This window comes from Herbaspirillum sp. SJZ099, from assembly GCF_007828355.1.
Lineage (GTDB): Bacteria > Pseudomonadota > Gammaproteobacteria > Burkholderiales > Burkholderiaceae_D > Herbaspirillum.
The window spans coordinates 847,174-864,433 of the sequence record NZ_VIUO01000001.1; the positions used below are offsets into that span (position 1 = coordinate 847,174).

A 17,260-nucleotide genomic window follows, 5' to 3' on the forward strand; every position below is an offset into this window, starting at 1 on the left:
GTTTGCGCATCGTGTCGCGGGATGGAGGCGGGAACCTGTCAGGCCGGTTCGGCGTGCTCCACCATCAATTGCACGGTGGTCTTGCCGTTGTATTCGTTGGCGTCCAGGCGGAAGGCGACGGTGGCGTAGTCGGGCAGGGCATCGGCGTGGCCGAACCAGATGGCGTCGTATTTCTGGCCATTCTTTTCCAGCAGCAGCTTCAGGTGCTTTTCTTTCAGGATGCGCTGGTTGAGCACGCGGAAGGTATCGCAGAACACCGGCGGCGCGAAGCCCTGGCCCCAGACCTGCTCATCCATCACGCCGATGAACTGCACCGAATAATAGGCGTCCTCCAGCGCGCCGTCGGTTTCGATCACCCGCTCCAGCTGGTTTTGCGTCAGCCAGTCCCGGCCGACCGCTTCGAACGCCTGGGCGAAGGCGTCGAACGCCTCGGCATGGATGGTCAGCCCGGCCGCCATCGCATGGCCGCCGAATTTGGTGATCACCGACGGCGCGTGCTTGGAAACCAGGTCGAGCGCGTCGCGCAGGTGGAAGCCGGCGATCGAGCGGCCCGAGCCCTTGATGAAGCCTTCGTCGCCGGGCGCGAAGGTGATCGTCGGGCGGTAGAACTTGTCCTTCAGGCGCGAAGCCACGATGCCGATCACGCCCTGGTGCCAGGAGGCGTCGAACACGGCGATGGTGCGGCGGTCGGCCGGGTTGAAGTCGTCCAGCAGGTTCAGCGCGGTGTCCTGCATGCCGGCTTCGATGTCGCGCCGTTCGCGGTTGATGGCGTCGAGCTCCTGGGCGATGGCCCAGGCCCGGCCTTCATCGTCGGTGGTCAGGCATTCGATGCCCAGCGCCATGTCGGCCAGGCGCCCGGCCGCGTTCAGGCGCGGTCCGACCGCGAAACCCAGGTCGAACGGCGTGGCGCGGCGCGCTTCGCGCCCGGCCGCGCGAAACAGCGCGGCGATGCCGGCATGCATCTTGCCGCTGCGCATGCGCTTTAAGCCCTGCGCCACCAGGATGCGGTTGTTGGCGTCCAGCTTGACCACGTCGGCCACCGTGCCCAATGCCACCAGGTCCAGCAGCGTATCCAGCCTTGGCTGGGTTTGCGCATCGAAGATGCCGCGTTTGCGCATCTCGGCGCGCAGCGCCAGCAGCACGTAGAACATCACGCCCACGCCGGCCAGGTTCTTGCTGGGGAAGCCGCATTCGGGCTGGTTCGGATTGACGATCACGCGCGCGTCGGGCAGCGCGTCGCCCGGCAGGTGGTGGTCGGTCACGACCACGTCGATGCCGCGCCGCTTGGCCTCGGCCACGCCGTCGATGCTGGCGATGCCGTTATCGACCGTGATGATCACGTCCGGCGCCTTTTCGCGCACGGTCAGCGCGACGATCTCGGGCGTGAGGCCATAGCCGTACTCGAAGCGGTTGGGCACGATGTAGTCCACCTGCGCACCCAGCAGGCGCAAGCCGCGCAGGCCGACGGCGCAGGCGGTGGCGCCGTCGCAATCGTAATCGGCCACGATCACCAGCTTCTTGCGCGCGGCGATGGCGTCGGCCAGGTAACTGGCGGCGGCGTCGATATGCAGCAGGCCGGACGGCGCGATCAGGGCATTGAGCTCGCTGGCCAGTTCGCGCGCGCTGGCCAGGCCGCGCGCCGCGTACACGCGCGCCAGCACCGGATGCACGCCTTCGGCGATCAGTTGTTCGGATTGCTGGATGGAATAGGGGCGGGTGGCGATGCGGATCATGCGGCGAGTCTTTGTAACGAGGGTTTGCGCCAGAACTTGCGCAGCGCGCTGCGCGTGGTGGAGATCTGCGCCAGCTGGTCGGCGCCGGTCAGGATCAAATTGATGGCGTCGAAGGCGCCGCCGCGCAGCGATGCCAAGAGCGGCGCCAGCCATTCCCGATCCAGGGTTTCCATGCGCTGCAGCCACAGCCCCCATTCCTCGGCCAGGGCGACTTCCAGCAACTGGTCCAGCAGCAGCAAGCGGTGGCCGCTGCCGGCGGCGACCTCGGCGGCGGTGAATGGGGTAGCCGCCGCGGCGCCGAACGCTTGCATCCAGCCGTTCAGGCCATAGCTGGCGGCATAGGCCGGCGTGGCGCCAACCGCGGCATCGGCGCCGCCCCAGATCCACATCGAGTTGACCGCCTTCAGCCCGCGCATTTCGCGCTCTTCATTCAGGCTTTCCGAGAACCATTGCATCTGCACTTCGTTTTGCAGCTTGCGCCAGGCCAGTTCGCCCGGGCCTTCCGGCATCCAGATATCGATATTGCGGCCGCTGGCAGCGGACGGGGTCGAGGTGCGCAGGCCGGCCCAGGCGTCGGCGCGGATGAACCAGGTGCGGGCGTCGCCATACACCACTTCATGGCCGATGTCGGTCAACAGCGGCGCGGCCGAGGCAAACAGTTTTTGCGATTGCGCCTCATCCAGCTGCAACTGCGCCACATCGGTCAGCACCAGATGGTCGCGCGCGACGTGGATGTGGGCCGGATGCAGCACGAACCACTGGCCGGCGACCGGCGTGTGGCCGAGGCTGCGCATCAGCGCCGCGGCGGCGGCCGGGCTGCTGTCCTGGGCCGGCTGCGGCAGGCCGAAGCGTTGCGCCAGCCAGTGCTCATGCGGCAAGGCGCGCGAAAAAGGATCGTGGGATTGGGGCGGCGCGGCGTGCTTGCCGCGCGCCAGCAGCATCGCCAGCGCCGGCGCCTGGCATTGGCGCAGCAAGTCGCGCGCCATTGCAGCCGGGGGCAGGGCGAAGGGGATCAGGATGTCGAGTTGATTCATGGGACGCTATTTTAGCGGTTGGCAGCCCAAGCGATGCGGGCGTTGCTGCGGGCATCCCGCATTGCACCCGTCGTTCTGGCGCAGTCGGGCCCGGCTTGCGCCTGGAAGGCGAGCCTAGTCTTGCTTCCAGGCATTCCTGGCCCGCTGCCGCACCAGCATCCTGACGCTGTCGGGCATGGGCGTGCGCGCGCCGTTGGTTTCGGCCGAGAGCCACAGGCTGTCTTCGAAGTGCGGCAGCATGCGCGGCGTGATGAAACGGCTGCGGATGGCGTTGACGTGGCGGTCGCCTTGCGGCGTCTGCTGGGTGACGTAGAAGCGCTGCGGCACTACTAGGTGCAGGTATTCCTTGGCGCGTGTCATGGCTACGTACAGCAGGCGGCGCTCTTCGGCGATCTCGGCGTCGTTGCCGGTGGCCAGATCCGACGGGATGCAGCCGTCCACCACGTTGAGCACATGCACCGAGCGCCATTCCTGGCCCTTGGCGGAGTGGATGGTGGACAGCGTCAGGTAGTCCTCGTCGCGGTAGGGCGGTTCCGCATAGTCGCTGCTGGCCTCGGGCGGATCCAGCGTCAGTTCGGTCAGGAACTTCTCGCGCGAGGCATAGCCGCCGGCCAGTGCGGCCAGCTGTTCGATATCGGCGCTGCGGGCGCCGGCGTCATCGTACTTGCGTTCCAGTTGCGGCAGGTACCAGTCGCGCGCGGCATGGAGATCGTCCGGCCATGGCGTGGATGCATGGCGCATCAGCGCATAGGTGTCGGCGAAGGCCTGCCACTCCAGCGCCGCATTGGCCGGCGGGGCGAAGTCGAGCAGGGCGGCGGCCGGGTCGTCGGCGGCGGCCATCAGGTCCAGCGCCTTCCTGGCGGTGGCCGGGCCGATGCCGGCGATCAACTGCAGCGCACGAAAGCCCGCCATGCGGCCGTTGGGGTTGTGGGCCAGGCGCAGCAGCGAAAGCAGGTCCTTGATGTGGGTGCTTTCGAGGAACTTCAAGCCGCCGAATTTCAGGAAAGGGATGTTGCGGCGGGCCAGTTCCAGCTCCAGCGCCGCGCTGTGCGTGGCGGTGCGAAACAGCACCGCCTGCGACTTCAGCGTCAGGCCCTGTTCGCGGTGCGCCAGCACCCGGTTGGCAATCCAGCGCGCCTGTTCCACTTCGTCCGGGATCAGCACCAGTTGCGGCTTTTGCGAGGAGGCCCGGTCGCTCCACAGGTTCTTGTGGTGGCGTTCGGGAGCCTCGGCGATGACGGCGTTGGAAGCCGCCAGGATCGGCTGGGTCGAGCGGTAGTTGCGCTCCAGCGTGACGATGCGCGCCGGGCGCGAGAACAGCGCGGGGAAGTCGAGGATGTTGCGCACCGTGGCGCCGCGGAAGGAGTAGATCGATTGGGCGTCGTCGCCCACGGCCGTGACGCCGGCGCCGTCGGGTTTCATGCGCTTCAGGATCTCGGCCTGCAGGCGGTTGGTATCCTGGTATTCGTCCACCAGCACATGGTCGAAGCGTTCACCCGCATGACGCGCCAGCTCGGCGTCGGACAGCATGTCGGCCCAGAACAGCAGCAGGTCGTCATAGTCCAGCACGTGCTGCCGTTCCTTGGCGTCGACGTAGGCAGAGAACAGTTCGGCCAGTTGGGCCTCCCATTCGCGGCACCAGGGGAATTGCGTGTGCAGCACCGTGCCGAGATTTTCGCGGGTGTTGACCGCGCGCGAATAGATGGCCAGGCAGGTGGCCTTCAGCGGGAAGCGCTTGTCGGTGGCCGTCAGCCCCATCTCATGGCGCAGCAGGCCCATCAGGTCTTCCGAGTCGCCGCGGTCCTGGATGGTGAAATCTTTTTCCAGGCCGATTTGCGCCGCATAGTCGCGCAGCAGGCGCGCGCCGATCGCATGGAAGGTGCCCGACCACGGCAACTGCGGCGGCTGCGCCGACGGCGGCAGTTGCAGCGCCTGCCCGATCGCCTGGCCGACGCGCCGGCCCATGTCGGCGGCGGCGCGGCGCGAAAAGGTCAGCAGCAGGATGCGTTGCGGATCGGCGCCATCCAGCACCAGTCTGGCGACCCGGTGCGCCAGCGTGCTGGTCTTGCCGGAACCGGCGCCGGCCACGATCAGCAACGGATCATGCCGGGCGGGCGGCAGCTTGCCGCCATGTTCTACCGCGGCGCGCTGTTGCTCGTTGAGCTTGGCAAAGAGGGCGTGGCGGGCATCGGCGGCGGGCGCGGCGGTATCAAGGGCGGCGGCTGGATCTGGCGGCATCGGGGTGGCGGGGTTGGTGTTGCTTAAAGCTTTGCACTGTATATATAACCAGTTCCGTGCGCAATATCGGATGCGGCGCCGTGGCAAAATGCGCGGCAGAAGTTGCCGGAATGGAACGTGTTTTGGGATGGCCGCGGCGCTTGCCGCAAATGTAAGACTTCATGTCGCCGAGAACCTATGGGCAAAGCCGGGCTCTATCCCGGCACGGCAGCGAACGTGTGACCGGGGTGGGCCGTCTGGCCCATTCTGTGGCAAACTTCGCGCTTCGCCTGTCGAAATGCGCCGCTATCTGTCGTGATGGGGACATGATTGGCCGCGCTTTTGATTCAGCCTTCTCTCGGAGCAATTTTGAGTCTAATAAAAAACCTGCCGTTCGAATGGTTGGTCGGCATCCGCTATACGCGCGCTGGCAAGCGCAGCGGCCGCAACAGTTTCATTTCCTTCATTTCCCTGATTTCCATGGCCGGCATCGCGCTGGGCGTGGCCGCGCTGATCGTGGTGCTGTCGGTCATGAACGGTTTCCAGAAGGAAGTGCGCGATCGCATGCTGTCGGTGCTGGCGCACATCGAGGTATTCGACGCTTCCGGCGCCATGCGCGACTGGCAAGCGGTGGCCAAGCAGACCTTCCAGAACAAGGAAGTGCAGGGCGCCGCACCCTACGTGGCGGCGCAGGCGATGATGACGCGCGATGACAATGTGCGCGGCGTCCTGGTGCGCGGCGTGCTGCCGGAAGAGGAGCCCAAGGTTTCCGATGTCGCCAAGCAGATCAAGCAGGGCAGTTTCGCCTCGCTCAAGCCCGGTGAATTCAATATTGTCCTGGGCGGCGAGCTGGCGCGCGGCTTGCGCGTGGGCATCGGCGACAAGGTGACGCTGATCGCGCCGCAAGGGCAGGTGACGCCGGCCGGGGTGTTGCCGCGCCTGAAGCAATTCACGGTGGGCGGCATCTTCGAGGCCGGACACTATGAGTTCGACTCTTCGCTGGCCTTCATCCATATCCAGGACGCGGAAACCCTGTTCCGTCTCGATGCCCCGACCGGCGTGCGGCTGCGCATCCGCGACATGCTGCAGGCGCCGCAGGTGACCCAGCAACTGGCCTCGACGCTGACCGGCGACCTCTACCTGCGCGACTGGTCGCAGCAAAACAGCAACTGGTTCGCGGCGGTCAAGACCGAGAAGCGCATGATGTTCATCATCCTGACGCTGATCATTGCGGTGGCGGCCTTCAACCTGGTGTCCACGCTGGTGATGACGGTGACCGACAAGCAGGCCGACATCGCCATCCTGCGCACGCTGGGCGCTTCGCCCGGTTCCATCATGAAGATCTTCGTCATCCAGGGGGCGCTGGTGGGGCTGATCGGCACGGCCATCGGCGTCGGCCTGGGCGTGGCGGTGGCGCTCAACATCGACGTCGTGGTGCCGGCCATCGAACGCGCGCTCCACGTGCAGTTCCTGCCCAAGAGCATTTACGTGATCTCCGAGTTGCCTTCCGACCTGATCTGGTCCGATGTCTACACCATCGGCGGCGTGGCGGTGGTATTGGCCTTCCTGGCGACGCTGTATCCGAGCTGGGCCGCGTCCCGCGTCAAACCGGCGGAGGCCCTGCGTTATGAATAAGGCAATGGACAACAACCAAGTGGTACTGGCCGCGCGCGGCCTGGGCAAGACCTTCACCCAGGGCAAATATTCGGTGAAGGTGCTGGCCGGCATCGACATCGATGTGCGTCATGGCGAGCAGGTGGCCATCGTCGGCGCCTCGGGTTCCGGCAAGTCGACCTTGCTGCATCTGCTGGGCGGGCTGGATACGCCATCCACCGGCTCGGTCGTGCTGCAGGGCCGGGATTTCGCCAGCCTGGGCGAGTCGGCGCGCGGCGAGCTGCGCAACAAGTCGCTGGGTTTCGTCTACCAGTTCCACCACCTGCTGCCGGAATTCTCGGCGCTGGATAACGTCGCCATGCCGCTGATGATCCGCCGCGTCAAGCGCGACCAGGCGCAGCAGCAGGCGCGCGAGATCCTGGCCCGGGTCGGCCTGGAGCAGCGCGTGTCGCACGTGCCGGGCGAGCTCTCCGGCGGCGAACGCCAGCGCGTGGCGCTGGCGCGCGCCCTGGTGACGCATCCGGCCTGCGTGCTGGCCGATGAGCCCACCGGCAACCTCGACCGCGCCACCGCCGACAAGACCTTTGAGCTGATGCTCGAACTGTCGCAGACGCTGGGCACGGCCTTCGTGATCGTGACCCATGACAGCGACCTGGCCGCGCGTTGCGGGCGGGTCCTGAGATTGTCGGAAAACGGCCTGCAGCAGGCCGGGCCGATTACGGAGTAAGCTTGCTGCATGGCTGCATGGCTGCATGGCTGCATCGGTGGCGGCGGGGCCCAGCGGGCGCCTGCCGCGTACCTGTTTTGAAAGGGAGTAATACCAAATGAATAAGCGACAATGGCTGGAAACACTGGTCGGTTTCGACACTACCAGCCGCAATTCCAATCTTGAACTGATCGCCGCCTTGCGCGACAACCTGGAGCAGCAGGGCATCAAGCCCTGGTTCGCCCATAACAAGGAAAAGACCAAGGCCAACCTGTTCGCCACGCTGCCGGCCACGGCCGGCGCCAATGCGGGCGCGACCCAGGGCGGCATCGTCCTGTCCGGGCATACCGACGTGGTGCCGGTGGACGGACAGAAATGGGACACCGACCCGTTCAAGCTGGTCGAGAAGGACGGCGCCCTGTACGCGCGCGGCAGTTGCGACATGAAGGGCTTCATCGCCACGGCCATGGCGCTCACGCCGGAGTTCCTGGCCATGCCGCGCACCAAGCCGCTGCACCTGGCGTTCTCATATGATGAAGAAATCGGCTGCATCGGCGCGCCGGCGATGCTGGAAGAAATCGTCAAGCGCGGCATCAAGGTCGACGGCTGCGTGGTGGGCGAGCCCACCAGCATGAACGTGGTGGTGGCGCACAAGGGCATCAACGTGTTCGCCTGCAAGGTACACGGCAAGTCGGCCCACTCGTCGCTCACGCCGCAGGGCTGCAACGCCATCGAATACGCCGCGCGCATGATCTGCGCCATCCGCGACTTCGCCGACGCCTACAAGGCCAACGGCCCGTACGACCAGTTCTTCGACGTGCCGTTTACCACCATGACCACCAACCAGATCCGCGGCGGCATCGCGGTCAACACCATTCCCGAGCTGTGCGAGTTCACCTACGAGTTCCGCAACCTGCCGGGCATGACGGTGGCCGATATCCAGGCGCAGATCGATGTCTACGTGCGCGACGTGTTGTTGCCGAAGATGAAGGCGGAGTTCGCCGACGCCCGCATCGAGATCGACAATTTCGCCGGCAGCCCGGCGCTGGAGGCGGCCGAGCAGGCGGCGATCACCGAGCTGGTGCGCACGCTGACCGGCGACCGCCAGACGCGCAAGGTGGCCTACGGCACCGAAGCCGGCCTGTTCCAGCAGATCGGCATTCCCACCATCGTGTGCGGCCCCGGCAGCATCGACAATGCGCACAAGCCCAACGAGTTCGTGACGCTGGCGCAGCTGGATCATTGCGAGCAGTTCCTGCGCAAGCTGGGCAAGTCGCTGGAAGCGGTCTGACGAGATTGCAGGGATAGCACTGGGCTTTTCGTGCCAGGCTCAGGAAAAAGGACGCAAGAGATTGCGTCCTTTTTTTTGTTTGTCCTGTCGGAGATGGAATGGATTGCGGTTTATCCGGGTTAAATTCTGTTTGCTCGTTTCTTTACTCATGTTAAGAGTTGCAAGCGGCGGTTAAACGGTAAACTCCCTCTCCTGGACCTGGAACGAATCCGGGTATGCTGCATTAAAAAAATACGCTTCGGGGGAAGCATGCCAGGACGATCATGGCAGTCCAGCCCTCCTTGCGTACGCGCCGGCGCAGGCCGGCGGCTCTTAATGTGTTTTCATTGAGTCTTCACGCCATACCAGTACGCACATGTGGGTCGACACGCATTGCCATCTCGACGCCGGGGAATTCGGCGGCCATAACGCCTCCGTCGCTGACGATGCGGCGCGGGCCGGTGTGCGGGCGATCGTGATTCCGGCCATCGCGCGCGCCAATTTCGGCGTCGTGGCGCAGTTGGCGCGTGAGGTAGGCAATGGCGTCTATGCGCTGGGGATCCACCCTCTTTACGTGCCGACCGCCCAGGAAGCCGACCTGCAAGCCTTGCGCGCCGCCATCGAAAGCGCCCTGGCCGACCCGCTGTTCATCGGCGTGGGCGAGATCGGCCTGGATTTCTTCGTGCCGGAACTGAAGGAGGCGCCGCTGCGCGAGAAGCAGGAGTTCTTCTTTTCCGAACAACTGAAGCTGGCCCGGGATTTCGGGCTGCCGGTGCTGCTGCATGTGCGCCGTTCGCAGGACATCATCTTGAAACATCTGCGCCGCATCCGCGTGCCGGGCGGCATCGCCCATGCCTTCAATGGCAGTTTCCAGCAGGCGCAGGCGTTTATCGACCTGGGGCTGCACCTGGGCTTCGGCGGCGCCATGACCTTCCCGCGTTCGCTGCAGATCCGCCGGCTGGCCGCCGAGCTGCCGTTGCCGGCCATCGTGCTGGAGACCGACGCCCCTGACATCGCCCCCGCCTGGCGCCATCCCGGCGTCAACACGCCCGACCAGATTCCGCGCATCGGCGAGGTGCTGGCCGAGTTGCGCGGCATGCCGCCGTCAGAGATCGCCGCCGCCACTTGCGCCAATGCCCTGGCCGCCTTGCCGCGGCTTGCCTGTTCCGGATTGGGCCTCTGATGCGCAGTGTGATCATCGGCTTTGCCTTCGGTATTGGATTACTGCAGATGCAGGCGCGGCTGCCTGGCATGGAGTGGTATGCGGCCGGCCTGGTGCTGGCCGTGCTGCTGGCGCTCACAGCATGGAAATTCTGGCAACCCTTCCTGCGCATCCCGTTGCTGCTGACCTGCGGCGCCTGGGTGGGTTTCTTGTGGGCCGCGGCCTTTGCGCACTATTACCTGGAGCAGGAACTCCCATCGGCGTGGGAGGGCAGGGACGTGACCGTGATCGGCACCGTGGCCAACCTGCCGGACCGCAATGAACAGGGCGTGCGCTTTCGTTTCGATGTCGAGCAGGTGGTGCAGCAGGTGACGCAGCAGGGGGCGGTGACGCCGCCGGTGCCGCCCAGGCTGGCCCTGGCATGGTACGGCAACCGCCGTTATCAGGCGCCGGTGGAGGATGGCGAAGCGGCGGCGCCGGGACGCCAGCCGGTGGCCGATATCCGGCCCGGCGAGCGCTGGCGGCTGACGGTGCGCCTGAAGCGTCCGCACGGCAACGCCAATCCGGGCGGTTTCGATTACGAGGTGTGGCTGTTGCAGGACGACGTGCGCGCCACCGGCTACGTCGTGGGGACGCCGGCTGCGCCTGGCGCGGCCGCGGGCGCGGCCAACCGGCGCCTCGACGCCTTTGTCTGGACGCCGTCGAAGGCCATCGAATACGCGCGCGGCTGGCTGCGCGACCGCATCCTGGCGGCATTGCCGGGCGAACCCTACGCGCCGGTGGTTGCGGCGCTGGTCATGGGCGACCAGCGCGGCATCAGCCAATCCGACTGGAGCATCTTCAACCGCACCGGCATCGGCCACCTGATGGCGATTTCAGGCTTGCACATCACCATGCTGGCGGCCATGTGCGGCGGTCTTGCGAGCTGGCTGTGGCGGCGCTCTTTTTTTACCGGCGCGCAATTGCCGTTGCTGCTGCCGGCGCAGAAGGTAGCGGTCATCGCCGGCATGCTGATGGCGCTGGTGTATGTCTTGCTGGCCGGCTTCGGCGTGCCGGCGCAACGCACGCTTTACATGCTGATCGTGGTCGGCGTCGCTTTCTGGAGCGGGCGCATCGTGCGCGTGTCGGTGGTGCTGTGCCTGGCCTTGGGGCTGGTGTTGCTGCTCGATCCCTGGTCCCTGCTGTGGCCGGGATTCTGGTTGTCCTTCGGCGCCGTGGGCTTGCTGCTGTACGGCACGGTCGGACGCATGCAGCCGCGTCATGCGATGGCGGCGGCGGCGCGTACCCGCTGGTGGCAGAAGCTGTGGCTGGCAGTCCAGTCCGGCGCCCAGGCCCAGTACATCATCACGCTGGGCCTGGTGCCGCTGACGGTATTGCTGTTTGGCCAATATTCGCTGGTCAGCCCGATCGCCAATGCCGTCGCCATCCCGCTGGTGGGGCTGGTGGTCACGCCCTTGTCGCTGCTGGGCAGCATCTTGCCGGCATTTGCTGCCGAATGGGTGCTGCAGGTGCCGCACCAGTTGCTGGTGTGGCTGGCCGGATTCCTGGGCTGGCTGGAGGCGCTGCCGTTCGCGGTATGGGAAACGCCGTTGCCGAGCTGGTGGATGTTCCTGCTGGCGCTGGGCGGCACGCTGCTGGTGCTGGCGCCGCGCGGCTGGCCGGCCCGCTGGCTGGGGGTATTCGGCTGGCTGCCGCTGATCCTGAATGCGCCCGGCACGCCGGCGGAGGGCACCATGCGCGTCACCGCCTTCGATATCGGCCAGGGCATGGGGCTGCTGGTGGAAACCCCGGGCCATCGCCTGCTGTATGACACCGGCCCGTACTACACGCCGCAATCCGACGGCGCCACCCGGGTGCTCCTGCCTTACCTGCGCGCGCGTGGCATCGACCGGATCGACCGCCTGGTCATTTCGCATAGCGATATCGACCATTCCGGCGGCGCCTTGTCCCTGCTCAAGGGTGTGCGTATCGACAGCGTCTATTCGTCGCTGGCCGAGGGCAGCCCCATCGTCAAGGCTGCGCCGTCGCACCAGCGCTGCGTGGCGGGGCAATCGTGGAATTGGGACGGCATCGGCTTCACCATGCTGCATCCGGTGCCGGCCATCTATGAGAGCACCAAGTGGAAACCCAATGCGCTCAGCTGCGTGCTGAAGGTGCAGATCGGGCGCCAATCGATTCTGCTGGCCGGCGATGTCGAGGCGATACAGGAAGATCAGATGCTCAATGGCGCCATGGCCGAGCAGTTGCCGTCAACCGTGCTGCTGGCGCCGCATCACGGCAGCAAGACTTCCTCGACCGAGCCGTTCCTGCGCGCCGTGCGGCCGGAGGTGGCGATCTTCCAGGTCGGCTACCGCAACCGCTTCAACCATCCCAATCCGGAAGTCTTCGAGCGCTACCAGCGTCTGGGCATCCGCCGTTTGCGTACCGATGAATCGGGGGCGGTGACGCTCACCTTCGGCGACCAGTTGAATGTGGAGGAGTACCGCAAGACGCATGCGCGCTATTGGTACGGACGCTAGTCGCAATATTTCGCGATCCGGGAAAATAGCACGCTCAGGGTGATTGCGGTTTTGCTATGCTGCCATTACTTTCTTCCATCGCATTCTATGAGCTTGCCGATCTTGCATTTCGCGCATGCCAACAGTTACCCGGCCGGTACCTATGGCATGTTCTTCGAACAACTGCGCCAGCACTACGACGTGCGCGCGCTGGCCATGCATGCGCACAACCCGCGTTATCCGGTCGATGACGGCTGGCGCAAGCTGGGGCGCGAGCTGGTCGAGGAGCTGGAGCGCAATTACCGAGAACCGGCGATCCTGGTGGGGCACTCGATGGGCGGCATCCTGTCGCTGATGGCCGCGCGCAAGCGTCCCGACCTGGCGCGCTGCGTGGTGCTGCTGGATTCGCCCATCGTGGCGGGCTGGCGCGCGCAGGCCTTGCGCGTGGCCAAATTGCTCAAGCTGGAGGGCAAGCGTTCGCCGGCGGTGGCGTCGGTCAAGCGCCGCAATGTCTGGCCGGATATGGAGAGCGCCTACCGGCATTACGCCGCCAAGGCCATGTTCGCCGCCTGGCCGCAGCGCGTGCTGCGCGATTACGTGGAACATGGCCTGGCGCCGCAAGCGGACGGCAGCGTGCGCCTGCGTTTCACGCGCGAGGCGGAAACCGCGGTCTATCGCACCATTCCCCATCATCTTGGTGGCCTGACGCGCCGGCCTTATCCGGTGCCGGTCGGGTTTGTCGGCGGCGCCGATTCGGTCGAGTGCCGGCTGGCCGGGCTGGGCGCCACCCGGCGCCTGGTGGGCAATCACTTCCGGCAGATCCCCGGCGGCCACCTGTTTCCCATGGAGTCGCCGCTGCTGGCGGCCCAGGCCACGCACGAGATGATCCAGGCCTTGTTGCAAGCGGAAAGGGCGAAGAACTAAGCGGGACGGAGGTTGTCAAGACGGGAGGCCTCGCGGGCCGTGTTTTCTCCACGCAAGTTTCGCCGCGGCGAGACAGATATCGGCGCAAGGGGATTAAAAATACGAGCGCTTTGGGGTATAATTTGAATTTCCCGCATGTGCCGTTCGGCACTCATCTGTAATGACCAAGTTTGTATTTGTCACTGGCGGCGTCGTGTCTTCCCTGGGTAAAGGGATTGCCGCCGCGTCCCTGGCTGCGATCCTCGAATCGCGTGGCCTCAAAGTCACCCTCCTCAAGCTCGATCCCTATATCAACGTCGACCCCGGCACGATGAGCCCGCTGCAGCACGGCGAAGTGTTCGTCACCGACGACGGCGCAGAGACCGACCTCGACCTCGGCCACTACGAGCGCTTCATCTCGGCCAAGATGAAGAAGGTCAACAACTTCACTACCGGGCAGGTATATGAGTCGGTGATCCGCAAGGAGCGCCGCGGCGAGTACCTGGGCAAGACCGTGCAGGTGATCCCGCACATCACCAACGAGATCCAGGAATTCATCCATCGCGGCGCCGAAGGCTATGAAGTTGCGCTGGTGGAAATCGGCGGCACCGTCGGCGACATCGAGTCGCTGCCTTTCCTCGAAGCCGCGCGCCAATTGAGTCTGCGCTCGGGCCGCAACGCCACCGCCTTCGTCCACCTGACGCTGGTGCCGTTCCTGGCATCGGCCGGCGAACTCAAGACCAAGCCGACCCAGCACAGCGTGCAAAAGCTGCGCGAAATCGGCATTTCGCCGGACGCCCTGCTGTGCCGCGCCGACCGCCGCATCCCGGACGACGAGCGCGACAAGATCTCGCTGTTCTCCAACGTTGCCGTCGACGCCGTCATTTCGGTGTGGGATGCCGATAGCATCTATAAGATTCCGCAGATGCTGCACGACCAGGGTTTGGATACCATCATCTGCGAAAAGCTGGGCCTGTCGCCCAAGCCGGCCGACCTGTCGATGTGGGACAAGCTGATCGACGCGCAGAACAATCCTTCGCACGAAGTGACCATCGGCATGGTCGGCAAGTATGTCGACCTCACCGAGTCGTACAAGTCGCTGACCGAAGCGCTGCGCCATGCCGGCATCCATACCGGCAGCCGCGTGAACATCGAATACCTGGATTCGGAAGAAATCGAAGCCAACGGCACCGGCAGCCTCGCCAAGTACGATGCGATCCTGGTGCCGGGCGGTTTCGGCAAGCGCGGCGTGGAAGGCAAGATCGCCGCGGCCCGTTATGCCCGCGAGAACAAGGTGCCGTACCTGGGCATCTGCCTGGGCATGCAGGTGGCGCTGCTGGAATACGCGCGCAACAAGGCCGGCCTGGCCAAGGCCAACTCGACCGAGTTCGATCCGGATACCGAGCAGCCGGTGGTGGCGCTGATCGACGAGTGGCAAAACCACGACGGCCGCGTCGAGCGCCGCGACGAGAATTCCGACCTGGGCGGCACCATGCGCCTGGGCGCGCAGACTTGCAGCATCAAGCCGGGCACGCTGGCGGCTGAAATTTATGGGGAAACGGTGACCGAGCGTCACCGCCACCGCTACGAAGCAAACAATTTTTATCTCGGCCGCGTGGAAGAGGCCGGCATGGTCGTGTCGGCGCGTACGCCGACCGAAGACCTGTGCGAAATCATGGAGTTGCCGCGTACCGGCGAGAACGCCCACCCGTTCTACATCGGCGTGCAATACCACCCGGAGTTCAAGTCGACCCCGCGTGACGGCCACCCGCTGTTCATTTCGTACATCCGCGCAGCATTGGCCCATCATGCGCTGGTTCACCACGATGCGGCCGCAAAAGGAAAAGCATGAAACTCTGCGGTTTTGAGGTCGGCCTCGACCAGCCGTTCTTCCTGATTGCCGGCACCTGTGTCATCGAGTCCGAACAGATGGCGCTCGATACGGCCGGCACCTTGAAGCAAATCACCGGCGAACTGGGCATCCCGTTCATCTACAAGTCGTCCTTCGACAAGGCCAACCGCTCGTCCGGTTCGTCTTTCCGCGGGCTGGGCATGGAGAAGGGGCTGGAGATACTGGCCAAGGTCAGGAAACAGATCGGCGTGCCGGTGTTGACCGACATCCACGAGATCGACGAGATCAAGCCTGTCGCCGCCGTGGTCGACGTGCTGCAGACGCCGGCCTTCCTGTGCCGCCAGACCGATTTCATCCGCGCCTGCGCGCAGTCGGGCAAGCCGGTCAATATCAAGAAGGGCCAGTTCCTGGCGCCGCACGACATGGTCAACGTGATCGACAAGGCGCGCGCCGCGGCCAAGGAAGCCGGCCTGCCGACCGACAATTTCATGGCCTGCGAGCGCGGCGTGTCCTTCGGCTACAACAACCTGGTCTCGGACATGCGCAGCCTGGCGATCATGCGCGAGACCGGCGCCCCGGTGGTGTTCGACGCCACCCACTCGGTGCAGCTGCCGGGCGGGCAGGGCACGTCTTCGGGCGGCCAGCGCGAGTTCGTGCCGGTGCTGGCGCGCGCGGCGATCGCTACGGGCGTGTCGGGCGTGTTCATGGAAACCCACCCGAACCCGGCCGAAGCCAAGTCGGACGGCCCCAATGCCGTGCCGCTGGCGCGCATGAAGGATTTGCTGGGCACGATGATCGAGCTGGACCGCATCGTGAAGAAAGCGGGCTTTTTGGAAAACAACTTTTCCTGATCGCGCGTCAAGCGGCCGCCGTCCGGCGGCCGCTTCGTTGTGTGCGCACGCCGGGTTGCAGCAGCCTCCCCGGCAGGCCCGCGCCACCGCCTACAATTTTTAAAACCTTGATGGAGATTTGGAATGAGTGCAATCGTTGATATCATCGGCCGTGAAGTGATCGACTCCCGCGGTAATCCCACCGTTGAATGCGACGTGCTGCTGGAGTCCGGCGTGCTGGGCCGCGCCGCTGTCCCTTCGGGCGCGTCCACCGGTTCGCGCGAGGCGATCGAGCTGCGCGACGGCGACAAGAGCCGCTATTTCGGCAAGGGCGTGCTGCAAGCCTGCGAAAACATCAACACCGAAATCTCCGAAGCCATCATGGGCCTGGACGCCAATGAACAGGCTTTCCTGGACCGCACCCTGATCGACCTGGACGGCACCGAGAACAAGAGCCGTCTGGGCGCCAACGCCATGCTGGCGGTCTCGATGGCAGTGGCCAAGGCCGCCGCTGAAGAGTCGGGCCTGCCGTTGTACCGCTATTTCGGCGGCAGCGGTTCGATGCAGATGCCGGTGCCGATGATGAACGTCATCAACGGCGGCGCGCACGCCGACAACAACCTGGACCTGCAGGAGTTCATGATCATCCCGGTGGGCGCACCGAGCTTCCGTGAAGCGCTGCGCTACGGCGCCGAAGTGTTCCACACCCTGAAGAAGATCCTGCACGACCGCGGCCTGGCTACCTCGGTGGGCGACGAAGGCGGTTTCGCACCGAACGTCTCCAGCCATGAAGAAGCCATCAAGCTGATCATCGAAGCCATCGAAAAGGCCGGCTACGAGCCGGGCACCCAGATCGCCCTGGGCCTGGACTGCGCCGCTTCCGAGTACTACAAGGACGGCAACTACCACCTGGCCGGCGAAAACATGGTGCTGACCCCGGCGCAGAAGGTCGGCCTGCTGGCGTCGTGGTGCGACAAGTACCCGATCATCAGCATCGAAGACGGCATGGCCGAGAACGACTGGGCCGGCTGGAAGCTGCTGACCGAAACCCTGGGCAAGAAGGTGCAGCTGGTGGGCGACGACCTGTTCGTCACCAACACCAAGATCCTGAAGGAAGGCATCGACAAGGGCATCGCCAACTCGATCCTGATCAAGATCAACCAGATCGGCACCCTGACCGAAACCTTCGCCGCCATCGAAATGGCCAAGCGCGCCGGCTACACCGCCGTGATCTCGCACCGTTCGGGCGAAACCGAAGACTCGACCATCGCCGACATCGCCGTGGGCATGAACGCGCTGCAGATCAAGACCGGCTCGATGTCGCGTTCGGACCGCATGGCCAAGTACAACCAGCTGCTGCGCATCGAAGAGGATCTGGGCGATATCGCCACCTATCCGGGCCGCGCTGCGTTCTACAACCTGAAGTAAAGCGTAGCGGCGC

12 protein-coding genes are annotated in these 17,260 nt (G+C 65.2%); 9 read left to right on the forward strand and 3 right to left on the reverse strand.

All coding sequences use genetic code 11. From position 1 onward, the window contains the following. Nucleotides 1-38: 38 nt before the first annotated feature. The 3 genes from recJ to FB597_RS03640 all read right to left on the reverse strand — a co-directional run bounded on the left by recJ (nt 39) and on the right by FB597_RS03640 (nt 5,005). The gene (gene recJ / locus FB597_RS03630; RefSeq protein ID WP_144768098.1) at nt 39-1,733 is read right to left on the reverse strand and encodes a single-stranded-DNA-specific exonuclease RecJ; all 1,695 of its coding nucleotides are present in this window, start codon (nt 1,731-1,733) and stop codon (nt 39-41) included. Beyond that, nucleotides 1,730-2,767 carry a hypothetical protein gene (locus FB597_RS03635; protein ID WP_144768100.1) on the reverse strand — a complete coding sequence of 346 codons (1,038 nt, stop codon included), beginning with the start codon at nt 2,765-2,767 and terminating at the stop codon, nt 1,730-1,732. The genes recJ and FB597_RS03635 overlap by 4 nt, the downstream gene beginning before the upstream one ends. Before the next feature lie 114 nt (nt 2,768-2,881). Beyond that, nucleotides 2,882-5,005 carry an ATP-dependent helicase gene (locus tag FB597_RS03640; protein WP_144768102.1) on the reverse strand — a complete coding sequence of 708 codons (2,124 nt, stop codon included), beginning with the start codon at nt 5,003-5,005 and terminating at the stop codon, nt 2,882-2,884. Nucleotides 5,006-5,353: 348 nt separating this feature from the next. Between FB597_RS03640 and FB597_RS03645 the strand changes: the two genes are divergently transcribed. From FB597_RS03645 to eno, 9 genes are all read left to right on the forward strand, one after another. Further along, entirely contained in the window at nt 5,354-6,619 is a 1,266-nt protein-coding gene (locus tag FB597_RS03645; protein ID WP_141916439.1) for a lipoprotein-releasing ABC transporter permease subunit, read from the forward strand. Next, nucleotides 6,612-7,325, forward strand: coding sequence for a lipoprotein-releasing ABC transporter ATP-binding protein LolD (lolD, locus tag FB597_RS03650; protein WP_141916443.1), 714 nt, complete (start codon nt 6,612-6,614; stop codon nt 7,323-7,325). Before FB597_RS03645 ends, lolD begins: the two co-directional genes overlap by 8 nt. A 97-nt stretch (nt 7,326-7,422) precedes the next feature. Beyond that, a complete protein-coding gene (gene argE / locus FB597_RS03655) occupies nt 7,423-8,595 on the forward strand; it encodes an acetylornithine deacetylase (protein ID WP_144768104.1) in 1,173 nt (390 codons plus the stop codon). 355 nt (nt 8,596-8,950) lie between these two features. After that, a complete protein-coding gene (locus tag FB597_RS03660) occupies nt 8,951-9,757 on the forward strand; it encodes a TatD family hydrolase (RefSeq protein WP_144768106.1) in 807 nt (268 codons plus the stop codon). Further along, complete coding sequence (locus FB597_RS03665) at nt 9,757-12,255, forward strand: DNA internalization-related competence protein ComEC/Rec2 (RefSeq protein ID WP_144768108.1); 2,499 nt, start codon at nt 9,757-9,759, stop codon at nt 12,253-12,255. The genes FB597_RS03660 and FB597_RS03665 overlap by 1 nt, the downstream gene beginning before the upstream one ends. An 87-nt stretch (nt 12,256-12,342) precedes the next feature. Next, nucleotides 12,343-13,158 carry an alpha/beta fold hydrolase gene (locus FB597_RS03670; protein WP_144768110.1) on the forward strand — a complete coding sequence of 272 codons (816 nt, stop codon included), beginning with the start codon at nt 12,343-12,345 and terminating at the stop codon, nt 13,156-13,158. Nucleotides 13,159-13,318: 160 nt separating this feature from the next. After that, nucleotides 13,319-14,989, forward strand: coding sequence for a CTP synthase (locus FB597_RS03675; RefSeq protein WP_141916456.1), 1,671 nt, complete (start codon nt 13,319-13,321; stop codon nt 14,987-14,989). Next, the gene (gene kdsA / locus FB597_RS03680) at nt 14,986-15,840 is read left to right on the forward strand and encodes a 3-deoxy-8-phosphooctulonate synthase (RefSeq protein ID WP_144768111.1); all 855 of its coding nucleotides are present in this window, start codon (nt 14,986-14,988) and stop codon (nt 15,838-15,840) included. Before FB597_RS03675 ends, kdsA begins: the two co-directional genes overlap by 4 nt. Before the next feature lie 123 nt (nt 15,841-15,963). After that, a complete protein-coding gene (gene eno, locus FB597_RS03685; protein ID WP_141916461.1) occupies nt 15,964-17,247 on the forward strand; it encodes a phosphopyruvate hydratase in 1,284 nt (427 codons plus the stop codon). The last annotated feature ends 13 nt before the right edge of the window (nt 17,248-17,260 follow it).

Coding starts and splice junctions, on each gene's coding strand:
- recJ (WP_144768098.1), bottom strand. CDS start 1,733: ATGATCCGCATCGCCACCCGCCCCTATTCCATCCAGCAATCCGAACAA.
- FB597_RS03635 (WP_144768100.1), bottom strand. CDS start 2,767: ATGAATCAACTCGACATCCTGATCCCCTTCGCCCTGCCCCCGGCTGCA.
- FB597_RS03640 (WP_144768102.1), bottom strand. CDS start 5,005: ATGCCGCCAGATCCAGCCGCCGCCCTTGATACCGCCGCGCCCGCCGCC.
- lolD (WP_141916443.1), top strand. CDS start 6,612: ATGAATAAGGCAATGGACAACAACCAAGTGGTACTGGCCGCGCGCGGC.
- argE (WP_144768104.1), top strand. CDS start 7,423: ATGAATAAGCGACAATGGCTGGAAACACTGGTCGGTTTCGACACTACC.
- FB597_RS03660 (WP_144768106.1), top strand. CDS start 8,951: ATGTGGGTCGACACGCATTGCCATCTCGACGCCGGGGAATTCGGCGGC.
- FB597_RS03665 (WP_144768108.1), top strand. CDS start 9,757: ATGCGCAGTGTGATCATCGGCTTTGCCTTCGGTATTGGATTACTGCAG.
- FB597_RS03670 (WP_144768110.1), top strand. CDS start 12,343: ATGAGCTTGCCGATCTTGCATTTCGCGCATGCCAACAGTTACCCGGCC.
- FB597_RS03675 (WP_141916456.1), top strand. CDS start 13,319: ATGACCAAGTTTGTATTTGTCACTGGCGGCGTCGTGTCTTCCCTGGGT.
- kdsA (WP_144768111.1), top strand. CDS start 14,986: ATGAAACTCTGCGGTTTTGAGGTCGGCCTCGACCAGCCGTTCTTCCTG.
- eno (WP_141916461.1), top strand. CDS start 15,964: ATGAGTGCAATCGTTGATATCATCGGCCGTGAAGTGATCGACTCCCGC.